We start from the raw sequence: 21,634 nt of genomic DNA on the forward strand, positions 1-21,634 counted from the left end.
ACAACATTTGGGAACGTTTTACATGCAATTTGAGTTGTTAAACACCGACGGAAAGGCCAGACGTGGCCGTTTAGTGTTCGATCGAGGAGTGGTCGAAACACCTGCATTCATGCCTGTTGGAACTTACGGTACCGTCAAAGGGATGACACCCGAAGAGCTTGCCGATAGCGGTGCGCATATTTGTTTAGGAAATACTTTTCACTTAATGCTTCGTCCTGGCACTAGCATTATCAAGGAACACGGCGACCTGCATGATTTTATGCACTGGGATAAGCCAATTCTTACCGATTCAGGTGGATTCCAAGTGTTTAGTTTGGGTGACCTGCGTAAAATCTCTGAAAAAGGCGTGACGTTCAGATCGCCAATTAATGGTGAAAAGATTCTTCTCACACCTGAAAAGTCGATGGAAGTTCAACGTGATTTGGGTTCTGACATTGTCATGATTTTTGACGAATGTACGCCGTATCCTGCCACTGAACAGGAAGCGCGCCTTTCCATGGAAATGTCGCTTCGTTGGGCTAAACGCAGCAAAGAAGCTCACGGAGATAACCCATCAGCATTATTCGGTATTATCCAAGGTGGTATGTACGAAGATTTGCGGGATATCTCTCTAGAAGGCCTCGAAGATATTGGCTTTGACGGATACGCCATTGGCGGCTTGTCAGTGGGTGAGCCGAAAGAAGACATGATCCGCATTATCAATCACACAGCTCCTAAAATTCCGGAAGACAAGCCGCGTTATTTGATGGGTGTTGGTAAACCAGAGGATATTGTTGAGGCGGTTCGTCGCGGTATAGACATGTTTGACTGTGTTATGCCAACCCGTAATGCCCGCAACGGTCATCTGTTTGTCACTGAAGGTGTGGTAAAAATCCGCAACGCTAAACATCGCAACGACACATCGCCCCTTGACGAAAGTTGTGACTGTTACACTTGTAAAAATTATTCTCGGTCTTATTTACATCATTTAGACAAGTGTAATGAGATACTTGGCGCGCGGTTAAACACCATTCACAACCTTCGTTACTACCAACGAGTGATGCAGGGTTTGCGCGATGCAATAGCGGCTGATGAGCTAGACGCTTTTGTCGAAGACTTTTACGCTAAAAAAGGGTTGCCTGTACCGGCACTATAACAACGATAATTATTGGGAAATATTATGAGCTTATTTATCTCGAACGCTTACGCACAATCAGCTGGTGGAGCACAATCAGGTGGTGGCATGGAAATGCTTATCATGTTGGCTGTTTTTGGTTTGATTTTTTACTTCTTGCTATATCGCCCGCAAGCAAAGCGCGTTAAAGAGCACAAAAACCTTGTATCGTCATTGAGTAAAGGCGATGAGGTACTTACTCAAGGTGGCCTCGTAGGGCGCATTACTAAGGTAAGTGAAGAAAAAGATTTTATCGAAGTGTCACTTAACGACAGCAATAACATTGTTGTTCAAAAGTCTTCCGTAACTGCTGTGCTACCAAAGGGCACAATGAAGTCGCTCTAATACGATTTCGCTCATGTGAGTCAGCCTTGCATGAGCGTAAAAGGAATGTCTTGTGTTAAATAAAAACTCAATTTGGAAAGTGCTTAGCGCGATTATTATCGTGTTCGGCTGTGCCTTGTACGCACTTCCCAATATTTATGGCGAAGATCACGCTATTCAAATTTCTCCGGGTCGTGACGCCGTTATTACTGATGTTATGGTCGAGCAAGTTGGCCAAACGCTAGCCCAAAATAATATTACGCCTAAGCGCATCGAATTTGAAAACGATCGAATTCTTGTTCGTGTATCTGATTCTGACACTCAACTCATTGCGCGAGAAACGCTTGAAAAAGCGTACGGCGAAGATTACTTCGTTGCGATGAACTTAGCGCCGGATACACCTGAGTGGTTAGAAGCGCTTGGCGGAACGCCAATGAAGCTAGGCCTTGATTTGCGCGGTGGTGTGCACTTTTTGATGGAAGTGGACATGAGCGAAGTGGTGGTCAAGTCATTAGAAGACGCAAAAAACGGTTTTAGAACGGCACTTCGCGAAGAGGGTATTCGTTACCGCGGCGTTACCCAAAAAGACAATTATGTCGAGCTCACATTCCGCGACGAAGAGGCCGCAGACAAAGCGCTATTCTTTTTGCGTAATCAGAACCGTGACCTTTCGTTTAATCGTTTAGATGACCTAGTGTTACGCGCTGTATTTACCGAAGCGAAACTGCAAGAAATTCGCACAAATGCGGTGAATCAAAACATTACCATTATACGTAATCGTGTGAATCAGCTTGGGGTCGCAGAACCACTGGTGCAAAAGCAAGGTGCTGACCGTATTGTTGTGCAACTTCCTGGTATTCAAGATACTGCACAAGCAAAAGAGATCTTGAATGCAACAGCAACACTAGAGTTTCGTATGCTTGATTTGCGTAACGATGTACGAGACGCATTGAATGGACGCGTACCACCTGGGTCGCAAGTTATTGAAGATCAACAAGGTGTTCCTCAGTTACTCGAAAAGCGCGTAATGCTTACTGGAAGCCATATTATTGATGCTAACAGTGGTGTTGACGAATATGGGTTACCAAAAGTAAACATCAGCCTTGATTCCGAGGGCGGCAACAAAATGTCTCGTGCCACGCGAGATAATATCGGCAACCCTATGGCGACAGTGTTCATTGAGTACAAGTCTACTGGAGAGCGAAATGCTGAAGGCAAACTTATTTTCGAAAAATACGAACAAGTCATCTCTGTGGCAACTATTCGAGCACAATTGGGCAGTCGTTTTGAAATCACAGGTTTGGATTCGCCCAAAGAAGCTCGAGACTTAGCTTTGCTTCTTCGTGCAGGTGCACTTATTGCGCCCATTCAAATTGTTGAAGAACGCACCGTCGGTCCAAGTCTAGGTCAAGAGAATATTGAACTTGGCATGCAAGCTATTACATACGGTTTAGGGCTTGTGCTTGTGTTTATGCTTATCTACTACAAAGCCTTTGGCGTTGTAGCGAATATTGCTCTAGTGACTAACTTGGTGATGATTGTTGGCATCATGTCTTTGATCCCAGGTGCAACACTCACCCTACCTGGTATGGCCGGTATTGTATTGACTGTTGGTATGGCTGTTGATGCGAATGTACTCATTTATGAGCGTATTCGAGAAGAGCTCAGAGACGGAAGAAGTCCACAACAGGCGATTCATCATGGTTATGACAGTGCGTTTTCAACCATTCTAGATGCAAACATTACGACCTTTATTGCAGGGCTTATTTTGTTTGCTGTGGGTACAGGGCCAATTAAAGGCTTCTCAATTACCCTGATGATTGGTATTGCAACCTCCATGTTTACTGCGATTTTAGTCACGCGTGTTATTGTTAACGCAGTGTGGGGCGGTAAACGTGTAGAGAAGTTGGCGATTTAGGAGCGTTATTATGCAGTTATTAAAATTATCCTCTACCGTCAACTTTATGCGTTTGCGCATTTCAGCGATGTTGCTCTCGGCTGTGTTGATCTTAGGTTCATTCGTTTCATTAGGCGTTAATAGCCTAAATTGGGGGCTAGACTTCACCGGTGGAACGCTGATCGAAGTAGGTTATGCAGACGCCGCTAATCTCCAAGCCATTCGTACCCAGTTGAATGCAGCAGAATTTGATGATGCCGTCGTACAAAACTTTGGCAGTAGTCAAGATGTGCTCATTCGCATTGCGCCTCGTGACGGTGTTAAAGCCGCAACCATTGGGGAGCAAGTGCTTGAAGCTCTTCGAGCCGATGGTACTGCTGTAGATATGCGCCGAATCGAGTTTGTAGGGCCAAATGTAGGTGAAGAGCTAACAGAGCAAGGTGGCTTGGCGATGCTAGTGGCACTTATCTGTATCTTGGTTTACGTGGCTATGCGTTTTGAGTGGCGTTTTGCGTTGGGCTCCGTCGCTGCCTTAGCGCACGATGTTATTCTGACCCTTGGGTTGTTTTCGGTACTTCAGATTGAATTTGATTTGACCGTACTGGCGGCGGTGCTTGCGGTAATAGGTTATTCATTGAATGATACTATTGTTGTATCCGACCGTATTCGCGAGAACTTCCGAAAAATCCGTAAAGGTGAACCAGTAGAGATTATTAATATCTCCCTGACTCAAACGTTAAACCGTACGATTATCACTTCATTGACTACTGTATTGGTATTACTTGCCTTGTTCTTCAAGGGCGGTGCACTCATACACGGTTTTGCTACTGCTCTTCTATTTGGTGTGGTAGTAGGTACTTACTCTTCTGTTTATATTGCGAGCTCTGTGGCACTAGCCTTGGGTATCAGCAAAGAAGACTTAATGCCTCCACAAGTTGAAAAGGAAGGTGCTGACTTAGACCCTATGCCATAGGCTTAGTCTTCACTGTAGAAAGGGCACCCAACTGTGCTCTTGTATTATGGAATCCCCACAGAGTCGTCTGCGGGGATTTTTTATTGCCGCTAAAACGTTTGCCATTGAGGCTATTCACTAAAAGCTGTAGGCGTAAGCAAAGTTTAAAAAATCCAGCCCAGGATTTTTCGAGTTAAGTCCACCATTGCTGTAGTGCATGTAGCGCAGCGATACAGATTGCTCTTGGTTTTTACCAAAGCTCATAGTGACTCCAATGCGATCCTCAAATTGATAGTGTGAACCTACGTCTTTGCCAGCGAATCGCGTATCCTCAAGCAACGACACTCCAATACCAAACTCCCATTTCAAAGGATAAATTCCTTTAACGTAGTGAAATGTTTTACTAAACACCGGGCTAAGAGCTATCGCGTAGTTCACCTCATGGTTATTTTGAGAACCGTATTCCCAAAAATTAATACTCATTTCCCAATATACATCCAAGGTGTCAAAGTAAGGAATATTTGACCACCGTTGTTTAACGGGACGGTAAGCGAGCCTCACGCCGTCTATGTCATCACTACCCATCAAAAGGTCGACGGCCACGCCTTGACTCAGTCCATTATCAAGCTCTTCTCCAATCGCGGGAGATGAATACGCTACGTTCACTAGCAGCGCAGTACCAAGCAGTATTTTTGCAATTGTGTTTATCATGTTTTTTTCCTCATCAAGTGTGGATAAGGAAATAGGTCCGATCCCCAAGACTTAAATTTGCAAATATCGATGCTATTAATCTAAAAAAACGAATTTATTGCGATTGATAAATACTTAATTCCCACCAAAGACTACTGTTCTCAATTTTTTTGTTTTGCGTTCCAGTATAAAAATAGCGACGCTTTCCCTTCATTAAGATAGTTTTTCTTGCATTTTAAAAACTTCAGCTTACACTTGTGCGCTGATTGGGCGTACATTTGTAAGCTGAATTTTGGGTGACTATTTTGAAGAGTGTTTTTACGTATTTTTTTGAACGGATCTTTCATCATGCTTCTTGGCAGGGGTATTGGGAACCGTTGGTTCAAGTCTTTTCGACCGCTTGGCGTCATGGATTCCATCGGGGGAAAGTGATTTCTAATAGCGCAATATTGCCTGGCGTCATTCGTCTGGTCATCAAACCTGACAATCGATGGAAGGGGTTTGTACCGGGGCAACATGTTGTGCTGACGATAGAGCATAATGGCCGTTTATTGAGTAGGACGTTCACCATCGCCTCAGGCATTCAGCAATGGGAAAAGCAAGGCATTATTACGCTTATCATTAAGCAGTATGAACAAGGCGCTTTTACGCCGCTGCTAAGTGATTTAAAGGCTGATGACTGGCTCAACCTTTCTCAGGCGTTTGGAGAGTTTACGCTTCCCGAAACAACTAAGCCCATTGTGATGGTTGCTGGTGGATCAGGTATTACCCCTTTTTTATCAATCCTCGATACTGATTTTTCTCAACAAGTACATCTGATTTACTACGCGAAATCGGGTGAACACTTAGGAGTCAACCAACTCGCCACGTTAATGCAGCAACGGCCGAATTTTTCAGTGGATATTGTCACCCGTGGACCACAGACAAATTTATCTGAACAGCTCAGTAAGCATGATGCAGAAGTGGTTATGGTGTGTGGCCCATCTTCAATGTATATCGAAGCTCAAGCATGGTGTCAAAAGCACAAGCGTCATATATCTGCCGAACACTTCTCTGTGTTAACTGCATCGTTCAAGGGTGAAAGTACCAACCACAGTGTGAGCTGGAATAACAAACAGTTTGTTTTGAATAGTCAAGAAACGCTGTTATCTCAGTTGACTGCAAAAGGTGAGTCAGTGACTTATGGGTGTGGTATGGGGATCTGCCATCAATGTCAGTGTGTTAAGAAAAGTGGCGTGGTAAGAGATATTCGCAGCGGCAACTTGTCGTCAAATACTCAACAGCTTATTCAATTGTGCGTATCTCAAGTCGTCTCGGATTTGGAGTTAGAAGTATGAAGGCACCATCAAAGGTAGATTATGACAAGCTTGCTGAGCAGCTGGATGGTGTGCGAGAACACGTCAATGCCAAGATTGGCCAAGAAGATGCGCGGTACATCCGTAAAGTGATTGTTATGCAAAGAGCGTTTGAGTGGGGTGGGCGCGTGCTATTACTGCTTGGCTTCGTTACACCAATATTGTGGGCTGTTGGGGTGTTGTTTCTCGCACTCGGTAAGATAATCGACAATATGGAAATCGGTCACAATGTGATGCACGGCCAATATGATTGGATGAATGACAAATTTATTAACTCGCGCTCATACGAGTGGGATATCGCATGTGATGGTAAAAGTTGGAACCGCGTACACAATTACGAGCACCACACCTACACTAACATTGTTGGGAAAGACCGAGATTATGGCTATGGCCTTCTGAGGTTATCGCGGGATTTTGGATGGCGAGTAAAGAACCTATGGCAGTTTGGTACCTATATCGTTCTATCAGTGCTTTTTCAATGGGGCATTGCCTATCATGAGTTGGCCGCTGAACGAGTGTTTTTCGGAAAAAAGAAGGACAATCGTAACTCTCAAGTGACTCACGCTGAGTTAAAGACGCGTTTTTTTAGCAAAGGTGCTCGTCAGATACTCAAAGACTATGTTCTATTTCCATTACTCGCCGGCCCAATGTTCTTGTGGGTCTTAGTTGGTAATCTTCTAGCTAACTTGATTCGAAATTTGTGGACATCAACGATTATCTTTTGTGGCCACTTTACCGGTGATGCACAAACTTTTACCCAAGAAGAATGCATCAATGAATCCAGAGGCCAGTGGTATTATCGTCAAGCACTGGGCTCATCAAATATTAAGGGGCGCAATTGGTTTCATGTGCTTTCGGGGCATTTGAGCTATCAAATTGAACACCATTTGTTTCCTGATTTGCCCGCCAGAAGGTACAGAGAAATCGCTCCACATGTGCAGCGGATCTTCAAAGAACACGGTATACACTACAATACTGGAAGTTTTCTTGCCCAATATGGTTCAGTGGTTAAACGGATCTTGAGGTATTCGTTCCCATAAGTATCACATCATTGAATAGAGGCGAGTGGTCATTGGATGAAGGTACGTTACTGGGCAACCGTGGATAGTTTAGCTTTAAACTGCTCTTTATAGCGGCGAGACACTGCTAACCTAGTGCCACTTTTTAGCGTAACTTCACCGTCGCCGCTGTCTTGGTATTGAATGTTGTCTATTTCACCGCTCTTTACCGCATAAGAGCGGTGAACTCTCACAAATCCGTACTCTGACGCTGAAGACTCAAATGCTTTCATAGTATAGCGGAGCGGGTATACGGCACTCTGTGTATGCAGGTTGATATAATTTCCCGACGATTCAACCCAGTGGACATCGCTCATTTTTACCAGAAACTCCCGATTGAGTTTTTTTACCAGTAGATTTTCGGGGAGTGTGGGTGATTGGTTTGGGTCATTCGGTACTTGGTCATAAACTACCGGTGATGCCTCCCCCGTGAGTCTCCGGTAGGCAAAAGATAAAAGATAGTAAAGTGAGATAAGCGTAACGTAACCCCATACGTCTTTTCTGTATTCATAAAACAGCTCGCTGATGATAGGCCCGAAATTATAGTCTCGGGATACCCCAAAATAGGTAACCTCTCTTATTGCCACCATAATCCCCACATGAGCAAGCGAAAACAGGGTTGCGATAACAAAGTGTCCCAAAAGCCAAATTTTGGGCGCAGTACCACTCAGCTTTTTGACAAAAAATATCACTGGGAAAATCAGAATTAAGGTACCTACTGCACTGGAATATTCCCACAAGTAGGGTTCCCAAAGCTGGGTGGTATTGTCTGAGTGACGGGAGTGCTCTGTCCACGTTGACGCGGCATTAATCGTATTATTGATGAATAAGTAAAGCGTGACTACGCCGAGTACAATAAAGCGATGATAGCGCTCTGAATCTCTGATTAATTGGCTAAACCGCTCGTCCCTTTCACCCACCGCATACCCCTTTTTCGACTAGTTACATCACTGATAGCTAAAAAAATGCATTGTCTTATCGCCTAATGCTAACAAGCATTGTTAAGGAGATGGAATGATGACTCAAGAAAAAAATGAATCTCAGGAATGGTCGAGATATTACGCGCTAGATGCCCTGCGCGTTATCGCGTTTGGCGTACTCATTTTTTACCACATTGGCATGTATTACGTGTTGGAGTGGGGGTGGCATATTAAAAGTCCCACTCAGTTTGCGTGGCTTCAAGATATTATGATTTTGTCCAATCAATGGCGAATGTCATTGTTGTTTCTTATCTCATCTATGGTTCTTGTGGCGACTTATACCAAGATGTTGAAACACGGCTCTGTATTCAACGCACAATACCGTCTTATCGGAAGTCGAGTCTTTCGACTGTTTCTACCTCTTGTCTTTGGTATGTATGTGATCGTGTCGCCCCAAGTGTATATCGAATGGACTGCGAACGGCACTATTGACGCTTCATTTGGCGAGTTTTATCGCAACTACATTAACCCGAATAGTCATTGGTTGGCAGAAAAGCAGTCTGTCATTGGATTACTCACGTGGAACCACTTGTGGTTTTTACCTTATCTATTAGTGTATTCCGTTGTTCTTTTATTGATGCTTCCTTTGCTCAACACAGCAGCAAATGCAATGCCTCCAGCGTTGAGTAAATTTTGGCTATTTAATCTCACTGTTATTGTGATTACGCTAGTCGTCTGGTTGAATTTAAGGCAGCTATTTCCCACCACTCACGATTTACTTAATGATTGGTACAGCCATGCAAAATACGGAGTCGTCATGTTGGTTGGAGCAGTGATCATGCTTAGTAGTGATCTCTGGGCTAAAGTGACCCAATATCGCCAGTGGTATTTGTGTGTGGCCATATTTTGTTATGGATTGATTATATTGGACAGGCACGATTATTTAGGGCCAGTGGGAGACTGGATGACGCAGTCTTACGCGTTTCGAGTATTTGTTGGGATTATCGTTGTGGCTAACCATTGGGCTTGGCTAGGTGCCATCTTGGGATATGGAAAACGGTATTTGAACCAACCCAATGAGCTTATTCAAAAGCTTAATAAAGGTATTTACTGTTATTACATCATACATCAAACACTTATCGTTGTTTTCGCTTATATGCTTAGTCAGCTAGCGTTGCCTATTGTTGTAGAGTTTGTACTTTTAGTGGCATTGACCTTACTTGGTTGCTCATTGGCATACCAAATAGCTAAACATGTGCCTTATGTTAGGTGGTGCTTTGGGATATTTAATTCCGACAAGCCCAAGCGAGCATGATGTTGAAGCCCGCCCCCACATAGGGGGCGGTATATCGAATAAATTCGTTAGCGCTTTTGCGATACAGTGGAAATAAGTCTGTTACTTGAGGTGCTTAACTAGTCCCTGTATGACTTTTACGCTACCTGCAACAATTTCGCCTTTGTAGAGGGGGTCGTTGCCGCCTTTAAAGTCAGTGACTAGGCCACCAGATTCACGAACAAGTAGTTCACCAGCAGCGATATCCCATGCTTTGATACCACGTTCCCAGTAACCATCGTGACGACCTGCTGCAACATAGGCAAGATCAAGTGCTGCACTACCACCGCGACGAATGTCACCACACTCGTGGAATATCTTGTTTAGGCTAAGAGCATACTCGCCAAACTGACCTTTGTTCTTAAAAGGAAGTGCGGTTGCAAGAATGGTTTCTGACAGGTCGCGTGGCTTAGTTGCTCTGATACGGTAGCCGTTAAGCTGCGCACCTTGTCCACGGCTCGCTGTAAATAGTTCACCTCGGATGGGGTCGAAAACGACAGCTTGGTCTAATCTACCTTTGTGCAGCAGTGCAATGGAGACGGCAAAGTGAGGAATGCCTTTTACAAAATTGGTGGTTCCGTCAAGCGGATCGATAATCCACTGAAAATCGGTATCTTTACCTGCAGTTTCGCCTGACTCTTCGCCCAAAAAGCAATGGTCTGGATAAGATTGCTGAATTTTATGAATAATAGCTTGTTCGGCTTCTTTGTCGATTTGCGTAACGTAGTCATTTGCGCCTTTAGATTCTTTCTTAAAATCATCGCGCTTTTCAAATCCACGAACAATAATTGTTCCAGCCACGCGCGCAGCACGCACAGCAATATTCAGCATAGGATGCATAGATATTCCACCAATTGTAAAAGACCAAAGAATCTACCCTGACAACATACTAGTTCAACTCACTTCAATCGCAAGCCGTGCAGAGGTAGTTCAAAAACGGCGCGGATTCTAACAGAAGTCTATAAGGATGCAAATGAAAACCTGAGGGTAATTGTGCAAGAAATGTTCGAACCTCAGAATTAGCCATCTAGACAGCTATTGTGATAAACTCGCGCCCTGATTTTAGGTTGTACCGAAGCAATTGGGTAAGCGCATGCTAGAAAATATCCGCATTATATTAGTGAACACGTCACATACTGGAAACATAGGCTCTGCCGCTCGTGCGATGAAGACTATGGGGCTGAGTAGTTTATATTTAGTTGATCCTGTTCATGAGCCTGATGGTCAAGCGAGTGCACTTGCTGCGGGCGCTGGTGATGTACTTGCTAACGCTAAAATAGTAAAAACGCTGGAAGAAGCGGTTTCAGATTGCGGGTTAGTCGTCGGTACATCGGCACGGTCTAGGACTCACTCCTGGCCAATGCTTGGGCCTCGTGAGTGCGGTGAAAAGTTAGTTCAAGAAGTTGAAAAGTATCCAGTTGCGCTAGTCTTTGGACGAGAGAACAGCGGACTGACTAACGAGGAACTTCAGCAGTGCCATTTTCATATGTGCATTCCTGCGAATCCAGAGTACAGCTCCCTAAACTTGGCTGCTGCTGTGCAAACGCTGTGTTACGAAATTCGCATGGCATATTTGAGTAAAGATGCCTACCCAGAGCTGGAAAATGAGTACCCATTGAATGACGATTTGGAACGCTTCTATAATCATCTTGAATCTACATTACAAAAGACAAACTTTATAGTGAAGAATCATCCTGGGATGGTGATGACTAAATTACGTCGCTTGTTCAACCGTGCCCGCCCAGAATCACGCGAGTTAAATATTTTTGCGCGGTATTTTGTCGTCAATTGATAAGTCGGTAAGAACCGACAAGGAAGACTAGGCGAAAATGGCTGTGCTGGCGCGATTAAAAGACGATATCCAAGGTGTATTTCACCGTGACCCTGCGGCGCGTAACACTTTTGAAGTGTTAACAAACTACCCAGGCTTGCACGCGGTGTGGCTACATCGCGTTAGCCACAGGCTGTGGAATGCTAATTGGAAATGGTTAGCCCGCACACTGTCTACTTTTAGTCGCTGGCTTACCGGTATCGAGATCCATCCAGGTGCGACCCTCGGTCATCGTGTTTTTATCGATCATGGTATGGGCGTGGTTATTGGTGAGACCGCTGAAATCGGTGATGATGTTACGCTTTATCACGGTGTAACATTAGGGGGAACGAGCTGGAAAGCGGGTAAGCGTCATCCAACGTTAGAAAAAGGTGCAGTGGTAGGCGCTGGCGCAAAAGTGCTTGGTCCTATTACCATTGGTGAGGGAGCCAAAGTTGGGTCAAATTCTGTAGTGGTTAAAGATATTCCAGCGGGTGCCACCGCTGTAGGTATTCCTGGTCGAATCATTATTACAAAAACAGAACAGTTAAATGATACCGACCCGACCCATAAGAAAATTGCACAAAAATACGGCTTCGATGCCTATGCTGTGGCACCTGATAATCCTGACCCGGTCGCGAGCGCGATGGGAATAATGCTTGAACACATGCATCAAATGGATGCAAAAGTAGAAGAGATGTGTCGTGTAATCAAATCACTGGGTGGTGATGTTTGCACAGACAATATGCACAACATAACGGTAGAGGATTTTGCCGATACTGGCTTGGAGTTAACACCTGCTCAGCAACGCAAAGAAGCTCACGATTCTTTTGACCCTGCGATTTAACTGACGTGTTTTTGTGAATTGTCTAAATACCAAGATGGCGAGGGTTGCCAGTTCGCCATCCACTCCATAAATGCTTTGCTCTCTAACGGTTTTGAAATAGCGTAGCCTTGCCCGTATTCACAGCCCAACTTCAGTAGTAATTCGACGTGCTCAAGTGTTTCTACACCCTCTGCTAGTGTGCCTTTCTGGAAGTTTTTTGCGAGTCCCAAAACGCCTTTTAAAACCATCTCGTCATCATTGTTGGTAAGAATGGTTCGTATAAACTCTTGGTCTATTTTCAATGTAGTCACTGGGAGGTTTTTTCAGATATACCAGTGAGGAATAGCCAGACCCAAAATCATCCAAGGAGAAGGTTATACCTAACGCAAGGCCCTGCTTAACCGTGTCTGCGGTTTGCTCAAAGTTGGCAATAGATTTTGCCTCTAGAATCTCCAGCTCAAGCAGTTCAGGAGGTACCGTCGGGTGCTTTGCAATAGTCTCTGATAATCGAGGAACAAAGTGTTTGTCTTGGAGCTGAAGTGCGCCTATGTTCACGCTGATCGGAATTCTCACTCCCTCATCACACCATAACTCCAGTTGTTGTAATGCCGATTCGATAACCCATTCCCCCAATTTTATACTGATACTGTCGTTTTCTATTTGAGGTATAAAATAGCCCGGCGACAGTAAACCATCGGTGGGATGTTGCCAGCGTATCAATGCTTCTGCGCCAACAATTTTGCCTGTTTTTAAGTGAAGCTTGGGCTGAAAAAACAGCATGAACTGGTTTCGCTGCAATCCGATTTCTACTTCGGAAATGAGCTTGAATTTCCGTGAAATGATATTGTCGTGTTTTGGATCGAAAAATCGGTAGGTGTTTCTTCCTGCGAGTTTTGCCTCGTACATTGCTTGGTCTGCTTGGCGTTCGAGCTGATCGCAATCAGTTTGTTCATTTTGTCGGTACATAGTGACGCCAATACTGACTGATATGGTAATACTGACTCCACCAATCTCAAAAGGGTTAGCAATTTCGTGAAGTAAACGACTGAGCATGATATCCAATGACGCTTTGGATTTTATGTCATTAATAATGGCGACAAATTCATCACCGCCTATTCTTGCTACCGCATCTACTTCTCGCAATGTAGCTTTCATTCTATTTGCTACTGATAGAAGTAAAACGTCTCCAACGTTATGTCCGTAAGTATCGTTTACCGCTTTAAATCCGTCTAAGTCTATATATGCCAGGGCTAGCGGAGAACCTGACCGGTTAACCATGGCGATGGCTTGTCTCAATCGATCAGCAAACAGCACGCGGTTAGGTAATTGAGTGAGTGGGTCAAATTGCGCCAAATGTTTTAATTCATTTTCATAAGCTTCGACCTTTGTCACATCCTCGATAACTACCGGTACAAAATAGGATTCTCCCAGTGTTCTCGGTAGTGGGATAGAAATTTGCCCTTTTATCTTTCGACCATCCAGTGCGACAAAGTTAGCTTTGGAGATAAATAGCGGTTTGTTGTTCCAAATTGCCTTCATGGAATCTATAAACACTTCCAACGCGCCGTCACCGAAGGTTTTCGAAATTGACGAAATTAACTCCGCCTCTGAATTAGCGGCAAAAGTAGTGAGGGCAGTTTCATTGACCTTGTTAATGACAACTTCGTTGGCTAATTGCAGAGGAACGTCTGGATAGTCGTCAAAATAAGCCTGAAGGTCTTTTATACCATTTTCTCTTAATTGTTGAAGTTTCGAAAATACGACGGAGTAATCCTCATCCCAAATGGAAAGAGGTACATTTTGATAAATGGACCGATACCTGTACTCACTTTCCTTTAGGTTCTTTTCTGAATGGTGGATGAGTTTGTAGGTGAACGTGAGAGCCACAATAATTGTTAATAGCACAACCGCCAGAATAGTGGCCTGTAGTGTTTGATATCGTGATGTTTGATTTCGGCTTTGATTGAGAAATTCAACGGCTTTAAGACGAGCAAATGAAACTAAATCTTCCATTTGGTTATTGAGAAGCAAATCGTATTGTTCACCTTCGTTGCGTATCAACTCTGAAGCCTCTTGTCGTTTAGCTTCTCGGGTTAATCTTACGACTTCAGACCACAAATCTCGCCATGCGACTATTCGATCAATGAGGTCTTGGAATTCTTTCTTGTCGCCTAAAAATTCAGACTTTGCCATTTCGAGATGGTGCAAAACCGCGCGCTCGTGCAGACCGACTTTAGCCGCAGCATCTCCTAACGCTGTATCGTCAGTGGCTAGCGTAACTTCACGCATAAACCTATGCATGGACTCTAAATGAGTCTGAGCTTCTAATACATGACTTGAAACAGTAAAGGGGTGTTTGTAGAGCTTTTCCACAAGTTGAGCTTGAGAATGATTACCCCATAACGCAACACCGGTAATGAGCGCCATACAAAAAATGGACATACCAATTCCGATGAGATAAAGCCTCGCCGAGCTTATTGTAACGTGGAGAAGAGCGCTCATAGCATATGTGTTTTATTTAGTCGCTACATAATTAGTCTATTATTTGAACAGGATAACCTTTGAATAACATCTATTCAATTTTTAATTGCGTGATAATTGTACAGTATTGATGAATATCAATGTCAGGAGGGCCGTGGTTTCGAATATCAGCGGGAGATACTACGTTTCATAATACTTGAGTAAAGTATATGGTCTTTTACTTGACCAATTTAGTCAGGTATGTGAAAATTTCCCCAGTTTTCGCTGCTCTGTGGTTACAAATATGAAACTCACCTCAAAAGGTCGCTACGCCGTCACTGCAATGCTAGATGTCGCACTCCACTCGGCTCGTGGTCCTGTTCCACTTGCTGAAATTTCCGAGAGACAAGAGATTTCCCTATCGTATCTAGAGCAGTTGTTTTCTAAGTTACGCAAAGAACAATTGGTAGATAGCGTACGTGGACCTGGTGGTGGTTATCTATTGGGAAAAGACGCTGCAGAAATATCGATTGGCGCAGTCATTAAGGCGGTTGATGAGACCGTAGACGCAACCAGATGCCAGGGGCAGGCGGACTGTCAAGGCGGTGATAGATGCCTTACGCACAGCCTGTGGCAAGACCTAAGCGACCGCATTAGTTTATTCTTGGAATCAATCACACTGGGTGAGCTGATGGCGAAGAATGACGTCAAAGAGGTCGCGGGTCGACAAGATAAATTAGTCTCACTTCGTCACGCAGTTGACGACATCAAAGTTAGCGTTCAATTGTAAGCTTCCACATGTCGATTAAAACTCCAATTTTTCTGGATTACGCCGCGGGCACACCTGTGGATGAATCAGTAGCCACAAAAATGGCCGAATGCCTTACATTAGACGGCAATTTTGGTAATCCAGCTTCTCGCAGCTCTCGCTTTGGCTGGATGGCAGAGGAAGCCGTTGATATCGCTCGTAGTCAAGTGGCCGATGGTATTAACGCAGACCCCAGAGAAATAGTATTTACCTCAGGCGCCACCGAGTCCATCAATCTTGCGTTAAAGGGCGTGTTTGAAGGTTACAAGGCTAAAGGTAGCCACATAATTACCGTGGTGACAGAGCACAAAGCAACGCTAGACACCTGCGCTTACCTCGCCTCAAAAGGCGCTAAAGTTACCTATTTATCTGTAGATAGTTCAGGTCTTGTAGATCTTGCCAGCTTAGAGCAAGCAATTTGCGATGACACCATTTTAGTCTCTGTGATGCATGTCAATAACGAGACAGGTGTAAAGCAAGATATCAACGCTATTGGCGAACTTTGCCGGGCGAAGAACGTATTATTTCATGTGGATGCTGCACAAAGTGCTGGCAAATTGCCCATTGATACACAGGAACTGCCGGTAGATCTGCTCTCTATGTCAGCCCATAAGTTTTATGGTCCCAAGGGTATTGGTGCGCTTTATGTCAGACGTAGACCGAAGATTAACCTAGTAGCACAGGTTCACGGCGGCGGGCATGAAAGAGGTATGCGTTCGGGTACACTACCAACTCATCAAATTGTTGGGCTAGGTGAGGCCATGGCAAAAGCTAACGAAGTGATGCAATCAGACGTCTCCCGAATTAAGGCGTTGAGAGTTGCACTGTGGTCGGGCTTATCAGTGCTCGATGATATCTATTTGAATGGCCATGAAGAGCAACGAATTGAGGGGATTCTCAACGTTAGCTTCGGTGGTGTTGACGGCGAGAGCTTGCTAATGGGATTAAACGACATTGCGGTGTCATCAGGCTCGGCCTGCACATCAGCAAGCTTGGAGCCTTCATACGTACTCAAAGCGCTAGGTCGCTCAGATGCGTTAGCCCATGCAGGGATTCGATTTAGCATAGGGCGCTATACGACACTCGACGAAGTGAAGTATGTGGTTAACAAGGTTGTTGACGTCGTTTCGGGGCTGCGGAGTGTGGCTGCGTAATCGCGTTATCTAGATTAGCGCGTTGTTAAGCTAAAAAATTATTTAATAGGGTGGTTCAATATTTGAGTGATTTACTCAGGTATTATATAATACGCCACCCGAAAATGAGGTTACATCCTCGCCTAGCGACCGTATTAGCTCGTTGTTGGCGTATTTTTCACTAACAAGACCGAAAGTTAGTAGGGTGTAATGTAGGCAGGCAAAATAGTGAGATCACAACATGAGTGAACAGATCGAACAGGCGCTAGAACGAAAATACGACGCGGGTTTCTATTCTGAAATCGAATCGGAAACGTTTGAAAACGGCTTGGACGAATCAGTTATTCGTCGTATTTCTGCAATGAAGGACGAACCGGAGTGGATGCTTGAATGGCGTCTAAAGGCCTATCATTCGTGGCTAGAAATGGAAGAGCCGGATTGGGCACATGTTGATTATCCCAAAATCGATTATCAAGCAATCTCTTATTATTCTGCGCCAAAGAGTATGAAGGACAAACCAAAGTCACTTGACGAAGTTGATCCTGAACTCCTGCGTACGTATGAAAAACTTGGTATTCCTTTGCACGAACAGGAGATGCTAGCGGGCGTTGCCGTCGATGCCGTATTTGACTCAGTTTCAGTGGTTACGACTTTCCGCGAAAAACTTGAAGAAGCAGGGGTTATCTTTTGCCCGATTTCTGAAGCACTGAAAAGATTCCCTGACTTAGTTAAAAAATACATTGGCTCTGTGGTTCCGCGCACTGACAACTATTTTGCAGCGCTCAACAGTGCCGTATTCACCGATGGTTCGTTCGTCTACATTCCAAAAGGTACGCGTTGCCCAATGGAGCTTTCGACTTATTTCCGTATTAACGAAATGAACACAGGGCAGTTTGAGCGTACTTTGATTGTTGCCGATGAAGGCAGTTATGTGAGTTACCTTGAAGGTTGTACCGCGCCACAGCGCGACGAGAACCAACTTCACGCTGCGGTGGTTGAGCTCGTTGCTATGGACGATGCCACTATCAAGTATTCAACGGTACAAAACTGGTATCCGGGTGATGAAAACGGCAAAGGTGGTATCTACAACTTTGTGACCAAGCGCGGTGTATGTCATACCAATGCGAAGATTTCATGGACCCAAGTCGAGACAGGTTCAGCAGTAACTTGGAAATACCCAAGCTGCGTATTGAAAGGCGACAATAGTGTAGGTGAGTTCTACTCAGTGGCGCTAACTCGTGGAATGCAACAAGCTGACACGGGCACAAAGATGATCCACGTGGGTAAAAATACCCGCTCAACCATCATCTCTAAAGGTATATCTGCGGGTAAAAGTAACAACGCTTATCGCGGCTTGGTTCAAATGGGACCTCGTGCAGACGGCGCACGTAACTTTACCGAATGTGATTCATTATTGATTGGCGACAAGTGCGGTGCACACACATTCCCGTACATTGAAAGTCGTAATCCAACCGCCATTGTTGAACACGAAGCCACTACATCAAAAGTGAGCGACGAACAGTTGTTCTTGTGTCAGCAACGGGGTTTAGATACAGAAAAGTCGGTCTCTATGATCGTGAACGGTTTCTGTAAAGAAGTATTCAAAGAGCTACCAATGGAATTTGCCGTAGAAGCCGGCAAACTGCTCGAAATTAGTCTTGAAGGTTCAGTGGGGTAATCAATGCTTAGTATCAAGAATTTACATGCCAGTGTAGAAGAAAAGAATATCATCAAAGGGCTGAACCTAGACATCAAACCCGGAGAAGTACACGCGATTATGGGGCCAAACGGTGCTGGTAAAAGTACCTTAGGCTACGTGCTATCTGGTCGTGATGGTTACGAAGTCAGCGAAGGCGAAGCTACGCTTAATGGCAAAGACCTGCTTGATTTAGAAGTTGAAGAACGTGCTCGCGAAGGTTTGTTCTTAGCATTCCAATACCCAGTAGAAATCCCTGGTGTAAGTAACATGGAATTCATGAAAGAGTCAGTCAACGCAATGCGCGAAGAGCGTGGCGAAGAACCTTTGACTGCCGCTGAGTTCCTAAAGAAGGCCAAAGCAGCATGTAAGCAAGTGCAGTTGCCGCTAGATTTCCTAAAGCGCGGTGTTAACGAAGGCTTTTCTGGTGGTGAGAAAAAGCGCAACGAAATTATGCAAATGATTTTGCTAGAGCCAAAGCTTTGTATTCTCGACGAATCAGACTCGGGCCTAGACGTAGACGCACTTCAAGTGGTTGCTGATGGTGTAAACAGCCAGCGTAGCAGCGAACGTAGCTTTATCGTGGTGACTCACTATCAGCGTCTTCTTGATTACATCAAACCTGATTTTGTTCACATTCTTGCTGACGGTAAAATCGTGAAAAGTGGCGACGCTTCACTTGCACTGGAAGTTGAAAAGAACGGTTATGCATTTCTTGGCAAAGAATATGAAGGGGAAGAAGCATGAGCCAATGGCTAAATGAAGTCATTGACTCTGCATCGGACGTTAACGACTTCCTCGCGCCTGCTCGTCAGGCTGCACTCGCAGATTTAAAAAATGAAGGTTGGCCGGCACGCAGAAACGAAAGCTGGCGCTTCACACCGCTTACTCCTATTGAAAAGAGAGCAGCAGTAGCGGCAACTACCGCAACGAATGCCGAAATACCTGCAATCGACAACTTAGATGCTATTGATTTAGTGTTTGTCGATGGCGTGCTCGCTACAGAACTTTCAACTATTGACGTGCCTGAGGGTATGACAATTACTTCGTTAAGTACCTCTGATACCGCGGCACAAGCGTCTATCACTGGTATGTTCGGCAGTGTAAAACCCGTGCGTCATTTGTTCGGACGAGTTAACGATGCACTTTCGACTCAAGGTGTCTATATCGATGTTAGCACCGACACAAAGGTCGAAAAGCCGGTTCGCATTATCAATATCGCTACGCAAAACGTAGACGCGCACACCCGCGTACTCGTCAATGTTCAACCAAACGCAAGTGCGGTAATTATTGAACAGGGTGTGGGTAGTGTGGATAGCCTAACTACTGCTTTTGCGGAATACCACATTGCTGATGATGCGCATTTAGAACACTATCGTTTTGCTATGGTGACTGGTAATGCCAAGCAGTTGGGTGGCAGCCACTTTAAACTGCACAATCGCTCTACGCTGAATAGCACAGTGGTGGGTTATGGTAGTGAACTATCTCGATTAGATGTTGATATTCATCACGCTGGTGAGTTTGCCGATGCAAAAATGAATGCGATTTATCTGTTGGCAGAAGGCGAGTTGTTCGACTTGCACTCAACTATTGAACACGCCATGCCTAACGGTACTACTGAAGAAAACGCGCGTGGTATTGTTGGTGATAAAGCTCGCGCTGTATTTAACGGCCGTATACATATTCATCGTGACGCACAGAAAACGCTGGCTGAGCTCAATAACCGCAATTTATTGCTTTCACGTCGTGGCGTTATAAACACCAAGCCTGAATTAGAAATTTATGCTGATGATGTTAAGTGTGCTCACGGTGCTACGGTAGCGGAGATCGAAGAAGAAGCGCTGTACTACTTACTCACTCGTGGTGTATCACGCAGTAAAGCACTAGTCATGCTGAACTTTGGTTTCATTCAGGAGCTGATCAACGACGTACCTAACGAAGCCATTAAAACGTGGTTGCTTCCTGTGCTCAGTGAGCGCTTCCGTCAGATGGAGGTGAAATGAGTTTTGATGTAGCGGCTCTTCGCGCCCAGTTCCCGATTTTGTCGAAAACCCTTGGTGATAAGCCATTGGTATATTTAGATAATGCGGCAACTACGCAAAAACCACAGGCGGTTATTGACGCTTTGATGGATTTCTACACGGGTACTAATGCCAACGTGCACAGAGGTGCTCACCATCTTTCCGACGAAGCGACTCGCCGCTACGAGAATGCTCGTGACACGGTAACCAAGTTCATTAACGCAAGTAGCAAAGATGAAGTGATATGGACCAGTGGTACCACTGAGTCTATAAACATTGTTGCAAACGGACTAGCACAACAGCTAAATCCGGGTGACGAAGTGGTTGCTACTGAACTTGAGCACCACGCTAACTTAGTAACTTGGCAACAAGCTTGTCTTAAAGCTGGGGCTACCCTTAAGATTGTTCCTGTATTCGACAGTGGTGAACTTGATATCGACGCTTTCGACAAAGCGCTCAGTGCAAACACAAAGCTAGTCGCATTTCCCCATGTGTCAAACGCCTTAGGTACAGTAAATCCCATTAAGCTTCTGACTGAAAAAGCCAAAGCGGTAGGCGCTTTGGTTTTAGTTGATGGTGCGCAAGGTATCGCCCACGGTGGTGTAGACGTTCAAGCCATTGGTTGTGACTTTTACGTATTTTCAGGTCACAAGCTATTTGGGCCAACCGGGATTGGAGCTCTGTGGGGACGAAAGTCAGTACTTGAAACATGGCCGGTGTGGCAAGTAGGCGGAGAAATGATTAAGGATGTTTCTTATCAAGAAGCAACCTGGGGACAGCTTCCTAATCGCCTTGAAGCCGGTACGCCGAATATTGCCGGTGCTATTGGTATGGGCGCAGCGGTAGAATGGTTTATGGCGCAAGACATACCAGCACTGCAAGCTCATGAAAAAGCGCTTTTAGATTATGCTACGGAAAAAGCGAATGCCTTTGACGGACTCACTATTATCGGCACGGCACCTGATAAAGTGGGTGTATTGAGTTTTTTGTTAGATGGTGCTCATCCCGCTGATGTAGGGTTTATCCTCGATAAGCAAGGGGTTGCTATTCGTACAGGAGATAGCTGCGCACAACCGTTAATGAAGCGATTAGGGATCCCGGGTACTGCCCGTGCGTCGTTTTCCATATACAATACCTTTGAAGAAGTGGACAGCTTATTTGCTGCCCTTAAAAAAGCAAAAATGATGTTGGCATAAGG

Annotated in this window: 19 protein-coding genes and 1 pseudogene; 15 read left to right on the plus strand and 5 right to left on the minus strand. The window is 44.9% G+C overall.

Translation table 11 applies throughout. The features are described 5' to 3' along the window. Nucleotides 1-22: 22 nt before the first annotated feature. The 4 genes from tgt to secF are packed head-to-tail and all read left to right on the plus strand — an operon-like array spanning nucleotide 23 to nucleotide 4,347. Nucleotides 23-1,135: a tRNA guanosine(34) transglycosylase Tgt gene (gene tgt, locus EYS00_RS10735; protein WP_130636545.1), complete on the plus strand. Its 1,113-nt coding sequence runs from the start codon at nucleotides 23-25 to the stop codon at nucleotides 1,133-1,135. Nucleotides 1,136-1,159: 24 nt separating this feature from the next. Beyond that, nucleotides 1,160-1,498 (plus strand): preprotein translocase subunit YajC, encoded by a 339-nt coding sequence (gene yajC, locus EYS00_RS10740; protein WP_130636546.1) that lies wholly within the window; start codon nucleotides 1,160-1,162, stop codon nucleotides 1,496-1,498. Between the two features lie 52 nt (nucleotides 1,499-1,550). Beyond that, entirely contained in the window at nucleotides 1,551-3,395 is a 1,845-nt protein-coding gene (gene secD / locus EYS00_RS10745) for a protein translocase subunit SecD (protein WP_130636547.1), read from the plus strand. A 10-nt stretch (nucleotides 3,396-3,405) separates the two neighbouring features. Then, entirely contained in the window at nucleotides 3,406-4,347 is a 942-nt protein-coding gene (secF, locus tag EYS00_RS10750; protein ID WP_130636548.1) for a protein translocase subunit SecF, read from the plus strand. Nucleotides 4,348-4,464: 117 nt separating this feature from the next. On the opposite strand, the gene EYS00_RS10755 is transcribed toward secF, so the two are convergent. Further along, the gene (locus EYS00_RS10755; protein ID WP_130636549.1) at nucleotides 4,465-5,037 is read right to left on the minus strand and encodes an acyloxyacyl hydrolase; all 573 of its coding nucleotides are present in this window, start codon (nucleotides 5,035-5,037) and stop codon (nucleotides 4,465-4,467) included. A 284-nt stretch (nucleotides 5,038-5,321) separates the two neighbouring features. On the opposite strand from EYS00_RS10755, the gene EYS00_RS10760 reads away from it, so the two are divergent. Both EYS00_RS10760 and EYS00_RS10765 read left to right on the plus strand, forming a co-directional pair. Continuing rightward, the gene (locus EYS00_RS10760) at nucleotides 5,322-6,353 is read left to right on the plus strand and encodes a flavin reductase family protein (protein ID WP_165399359.1); all 1,032 of its coding nucleotides are present in this window, start codon (nucleotides 5,322-5,324) and stop codon (nucleotides 6,351-6,353) included. Continuing rightward, nucleotides 6,350-7,411 carry an acyl-CoA desaturase gene (locus EYS00_RS10765; RefSeq protein ID WP_130636551.1) on the plus strand — a complete coding sequence of 354 codons (1,062 nt, stop codon included), beginning with the start codon at nucleotides 6,350-6,352 and terminating at the stop codon, nucleotides 7,409-7,411. The genes EYS00_RS10760 and EYS00_RS10765 overlap by 4 nt, the downstream gene beginning before the upstream one ends. 47 nt (nucleotides 7,412-7,458) lie before the next feature. Here the strand turns inward: EYS00_RS10765 and EYS00_RS10770 are convergent, their stop codons facing one another. After that, nucleotides 7,459-8,349 carry a LytTR family DNA-binding domain-containing protein gene (locus EYS00_RS10770; protein WP_130636552.1) on the minus strand — a complete coding sequence of 297 codons (891 nt, stop codon included), beginning with the start codon at nucleotides 8,347-8,349 and terminating at the stop codon, nucleotides 7,459-7,461. A 94-nt stretch (nucleotides 8,350-8,443) separates the two neighbouring features. Between EYS00_RS10770 and EYS00_RS10775 the strand changes: the two genes are divergently transcribed. Next, complete coding sequence (locus EYS00_RS10775; RefSeq protein WP_130636553.1) at nucleotides 8,444-9,664, plus strand: acyltransferase family protein; 1,221 nt, start codon at nucleotides 8,444-8,446, stop codon at nucleotides 9,662-9,664. Between the two features lie 81 nt (nucleotides 9,665-9,745). Here the strand turns inward: EYS00_RS10775 and suhB are convergent, their stop codons facing one another. Beyond that, the gene (gene suhB / locus EYS00_RS10780) at nucleotides 9,746-10,522 is read right to left on the minus strand and encodes an inositol-1-monophosphatase (protein ID WP_130636554.1); all 777 of its coding nucleotides are present in this window, start codon (nucleotides 10,520-10,522) and stop codon (nucleotides 9,746-9,748) included. A 253-nt stretch (nucleotides 10,523-10,775) separates the two neighbouring features. On the opposite strand from suhB, the pseudogene trmJ reads away from it, so the two are divergent. Beyond that, nucleotides 10,776-11,505 (plus strand): annotated as a pseudogene (gene trmJ / locus EYS00_RS10785) (tRNA (cytosine(32)/uridine(32)-2'-O)-methyltransferase TrmJ). 6 nt (nucleotides 11,506-11,511) lie between these two features. After that, nucleotides 11,512-12,339, plus strand: a complete 828-nt coding sequence (gene cysE, locus EYS00_RS10790; protein WP_165399360.1) for a serine O-acetyltransferase — start codon at nucleotides 11,512-11,514, stop codon at nucleotides 12,337-12,339. Here the strand turns inward: cysE and EYS00_RS10795 are convergent. Both EYS00_RS10795 and EYS00_RS10800 read right to left on the minus strand, forming a co-directional pair. Next, nucleotides 12,336-12,566, minus strand: a complete 231-nt coding sequence (locus EYS00_RS10795; protein ID WP_373995565.1) for an EAL domain-containing protein — start codon at nucleotides 12,564-12,566, stop codon at nucleotides 12,336-12,338. The two genes, cysE and EYS00_RS10795, sit on opposite strands and share 4 nt — an antisense overlap. 7 nt (nucleotides 12,567-12,573) lie before the next feature. Beyond that, the gene (locus EYS00_RS10800) at nucleotides 12,574-14,760 is read right to left on the minus strand and encodes a bifunctional diguanylate cyclase/phosphodiesterase (RefSeq protein WP_165399362.1); all 2,187 of its coding nucleotides are present in this window, start codon (nucleotides 14,758-14,760) and stop codon (nucleotides 12,574-12,576) included. A gap of 322 nt (nucleotides 14,761-15,082) precedes the next feature. On the opposite strand from EYS00_RS10800, the gene iscR reads away from it, so the two are divergent. The 6 genes from iscR (at nucleotide 15,083) to EYS00_RS10830 (ending at nucleotide 21,632) form a co-directional block, all read left to right on the plus strand. Further along, nucleotides 15,083-15,568 (plus strand): Fe-S cluster assembly transcriptional regulator IscR, encoded by a 486-nt coding sequence (gene iscR, locus EYS00_RS10805; protein WP_130636557.1) that lies wholly within the window; start codon nucleotides 15,083-15,085, stop codon nucleotides 15,566-15,568. Nucleotides 15,569-15,582: 14 nt separating this feature from the next. Beyond that, nucleotides 15,583-16,740, plus strand: a complete 1,158-nt coding sequence (locus tag EYS00_RS10810) for an IscS subfamily cysteine desulfurase (protein ID WP_130636677.1) — start codon at nucleotides 15,583-15,585, stop codon at nucleotides 16,738-16,740. Between the two features lie 220 nt (nucleotides 16,741-16,960). Next, entirely contained in the window at nucleotides 16,961-18,397 is a 1,437-nt protein-coding gene (sufB, locus tag EYS00_RS10815; RefSeq protein WP_130636558.1) for a Fe-S cluster assembly protein SufB, read from the plus strand. Between the two features lie 3 nt (nucleotides 18,398-18,400). Continuing rightward, on the plus strand, nucleotides 18,401-19,162 hold the full coding sequence (gene sufC / locus EYS00_RS10820) for a Fe-S cluster assembly ATPase SufC (RefSeq protein ID WP_130636559.1): 762 nt from the start codon (nucleotides 18,401-18,403) through the stop codon (nucleotides 19,160-19,162). Further along, nucleotides 19,159-20,418 (plus strand): Fe-S cluster assembly protein SufD, encoded by a 1,260-nt coding sequence (gene sufD / locus EYS00_RS10825; protein ID WP_130636560.1) that lies wholly within the window; start codon nucleotides 19,159-19,161, stop codon nucleotides 20,416-20,418. The genes sufC and sufD overlap by 4 nt, the downstream gene beginning before the upstream one ends. Then, nucleotides 20,415-21,632: an aminotransferase class V-fold PLP-dependent enzyme gene (locus tag EYS00_RS10830; protein WP_130636561.1), complete on the plus strand. Its 1,218-nt coding sequence runs from the start codon at nucleotides 20,415-20,417 to the stop codon at nucleotides 21,630-21,632. Before sufD ends, EYS00_RS10830 begins: the two co-directional genes overlap by 4 nt. Nucleotides 21,633-21,634 lie beyond the last annotated feature (2 nt).

Source organism: Alteromonas sp. KUL49 (genome assembly GCF_006538345.1).
In the GTDB taxonomy this organism is placed as follows: Bacteria; Pseudomonadota; Gammaproteobacteria; order Enterobacterales; family Alteromonadaceae; genus Alteromonas.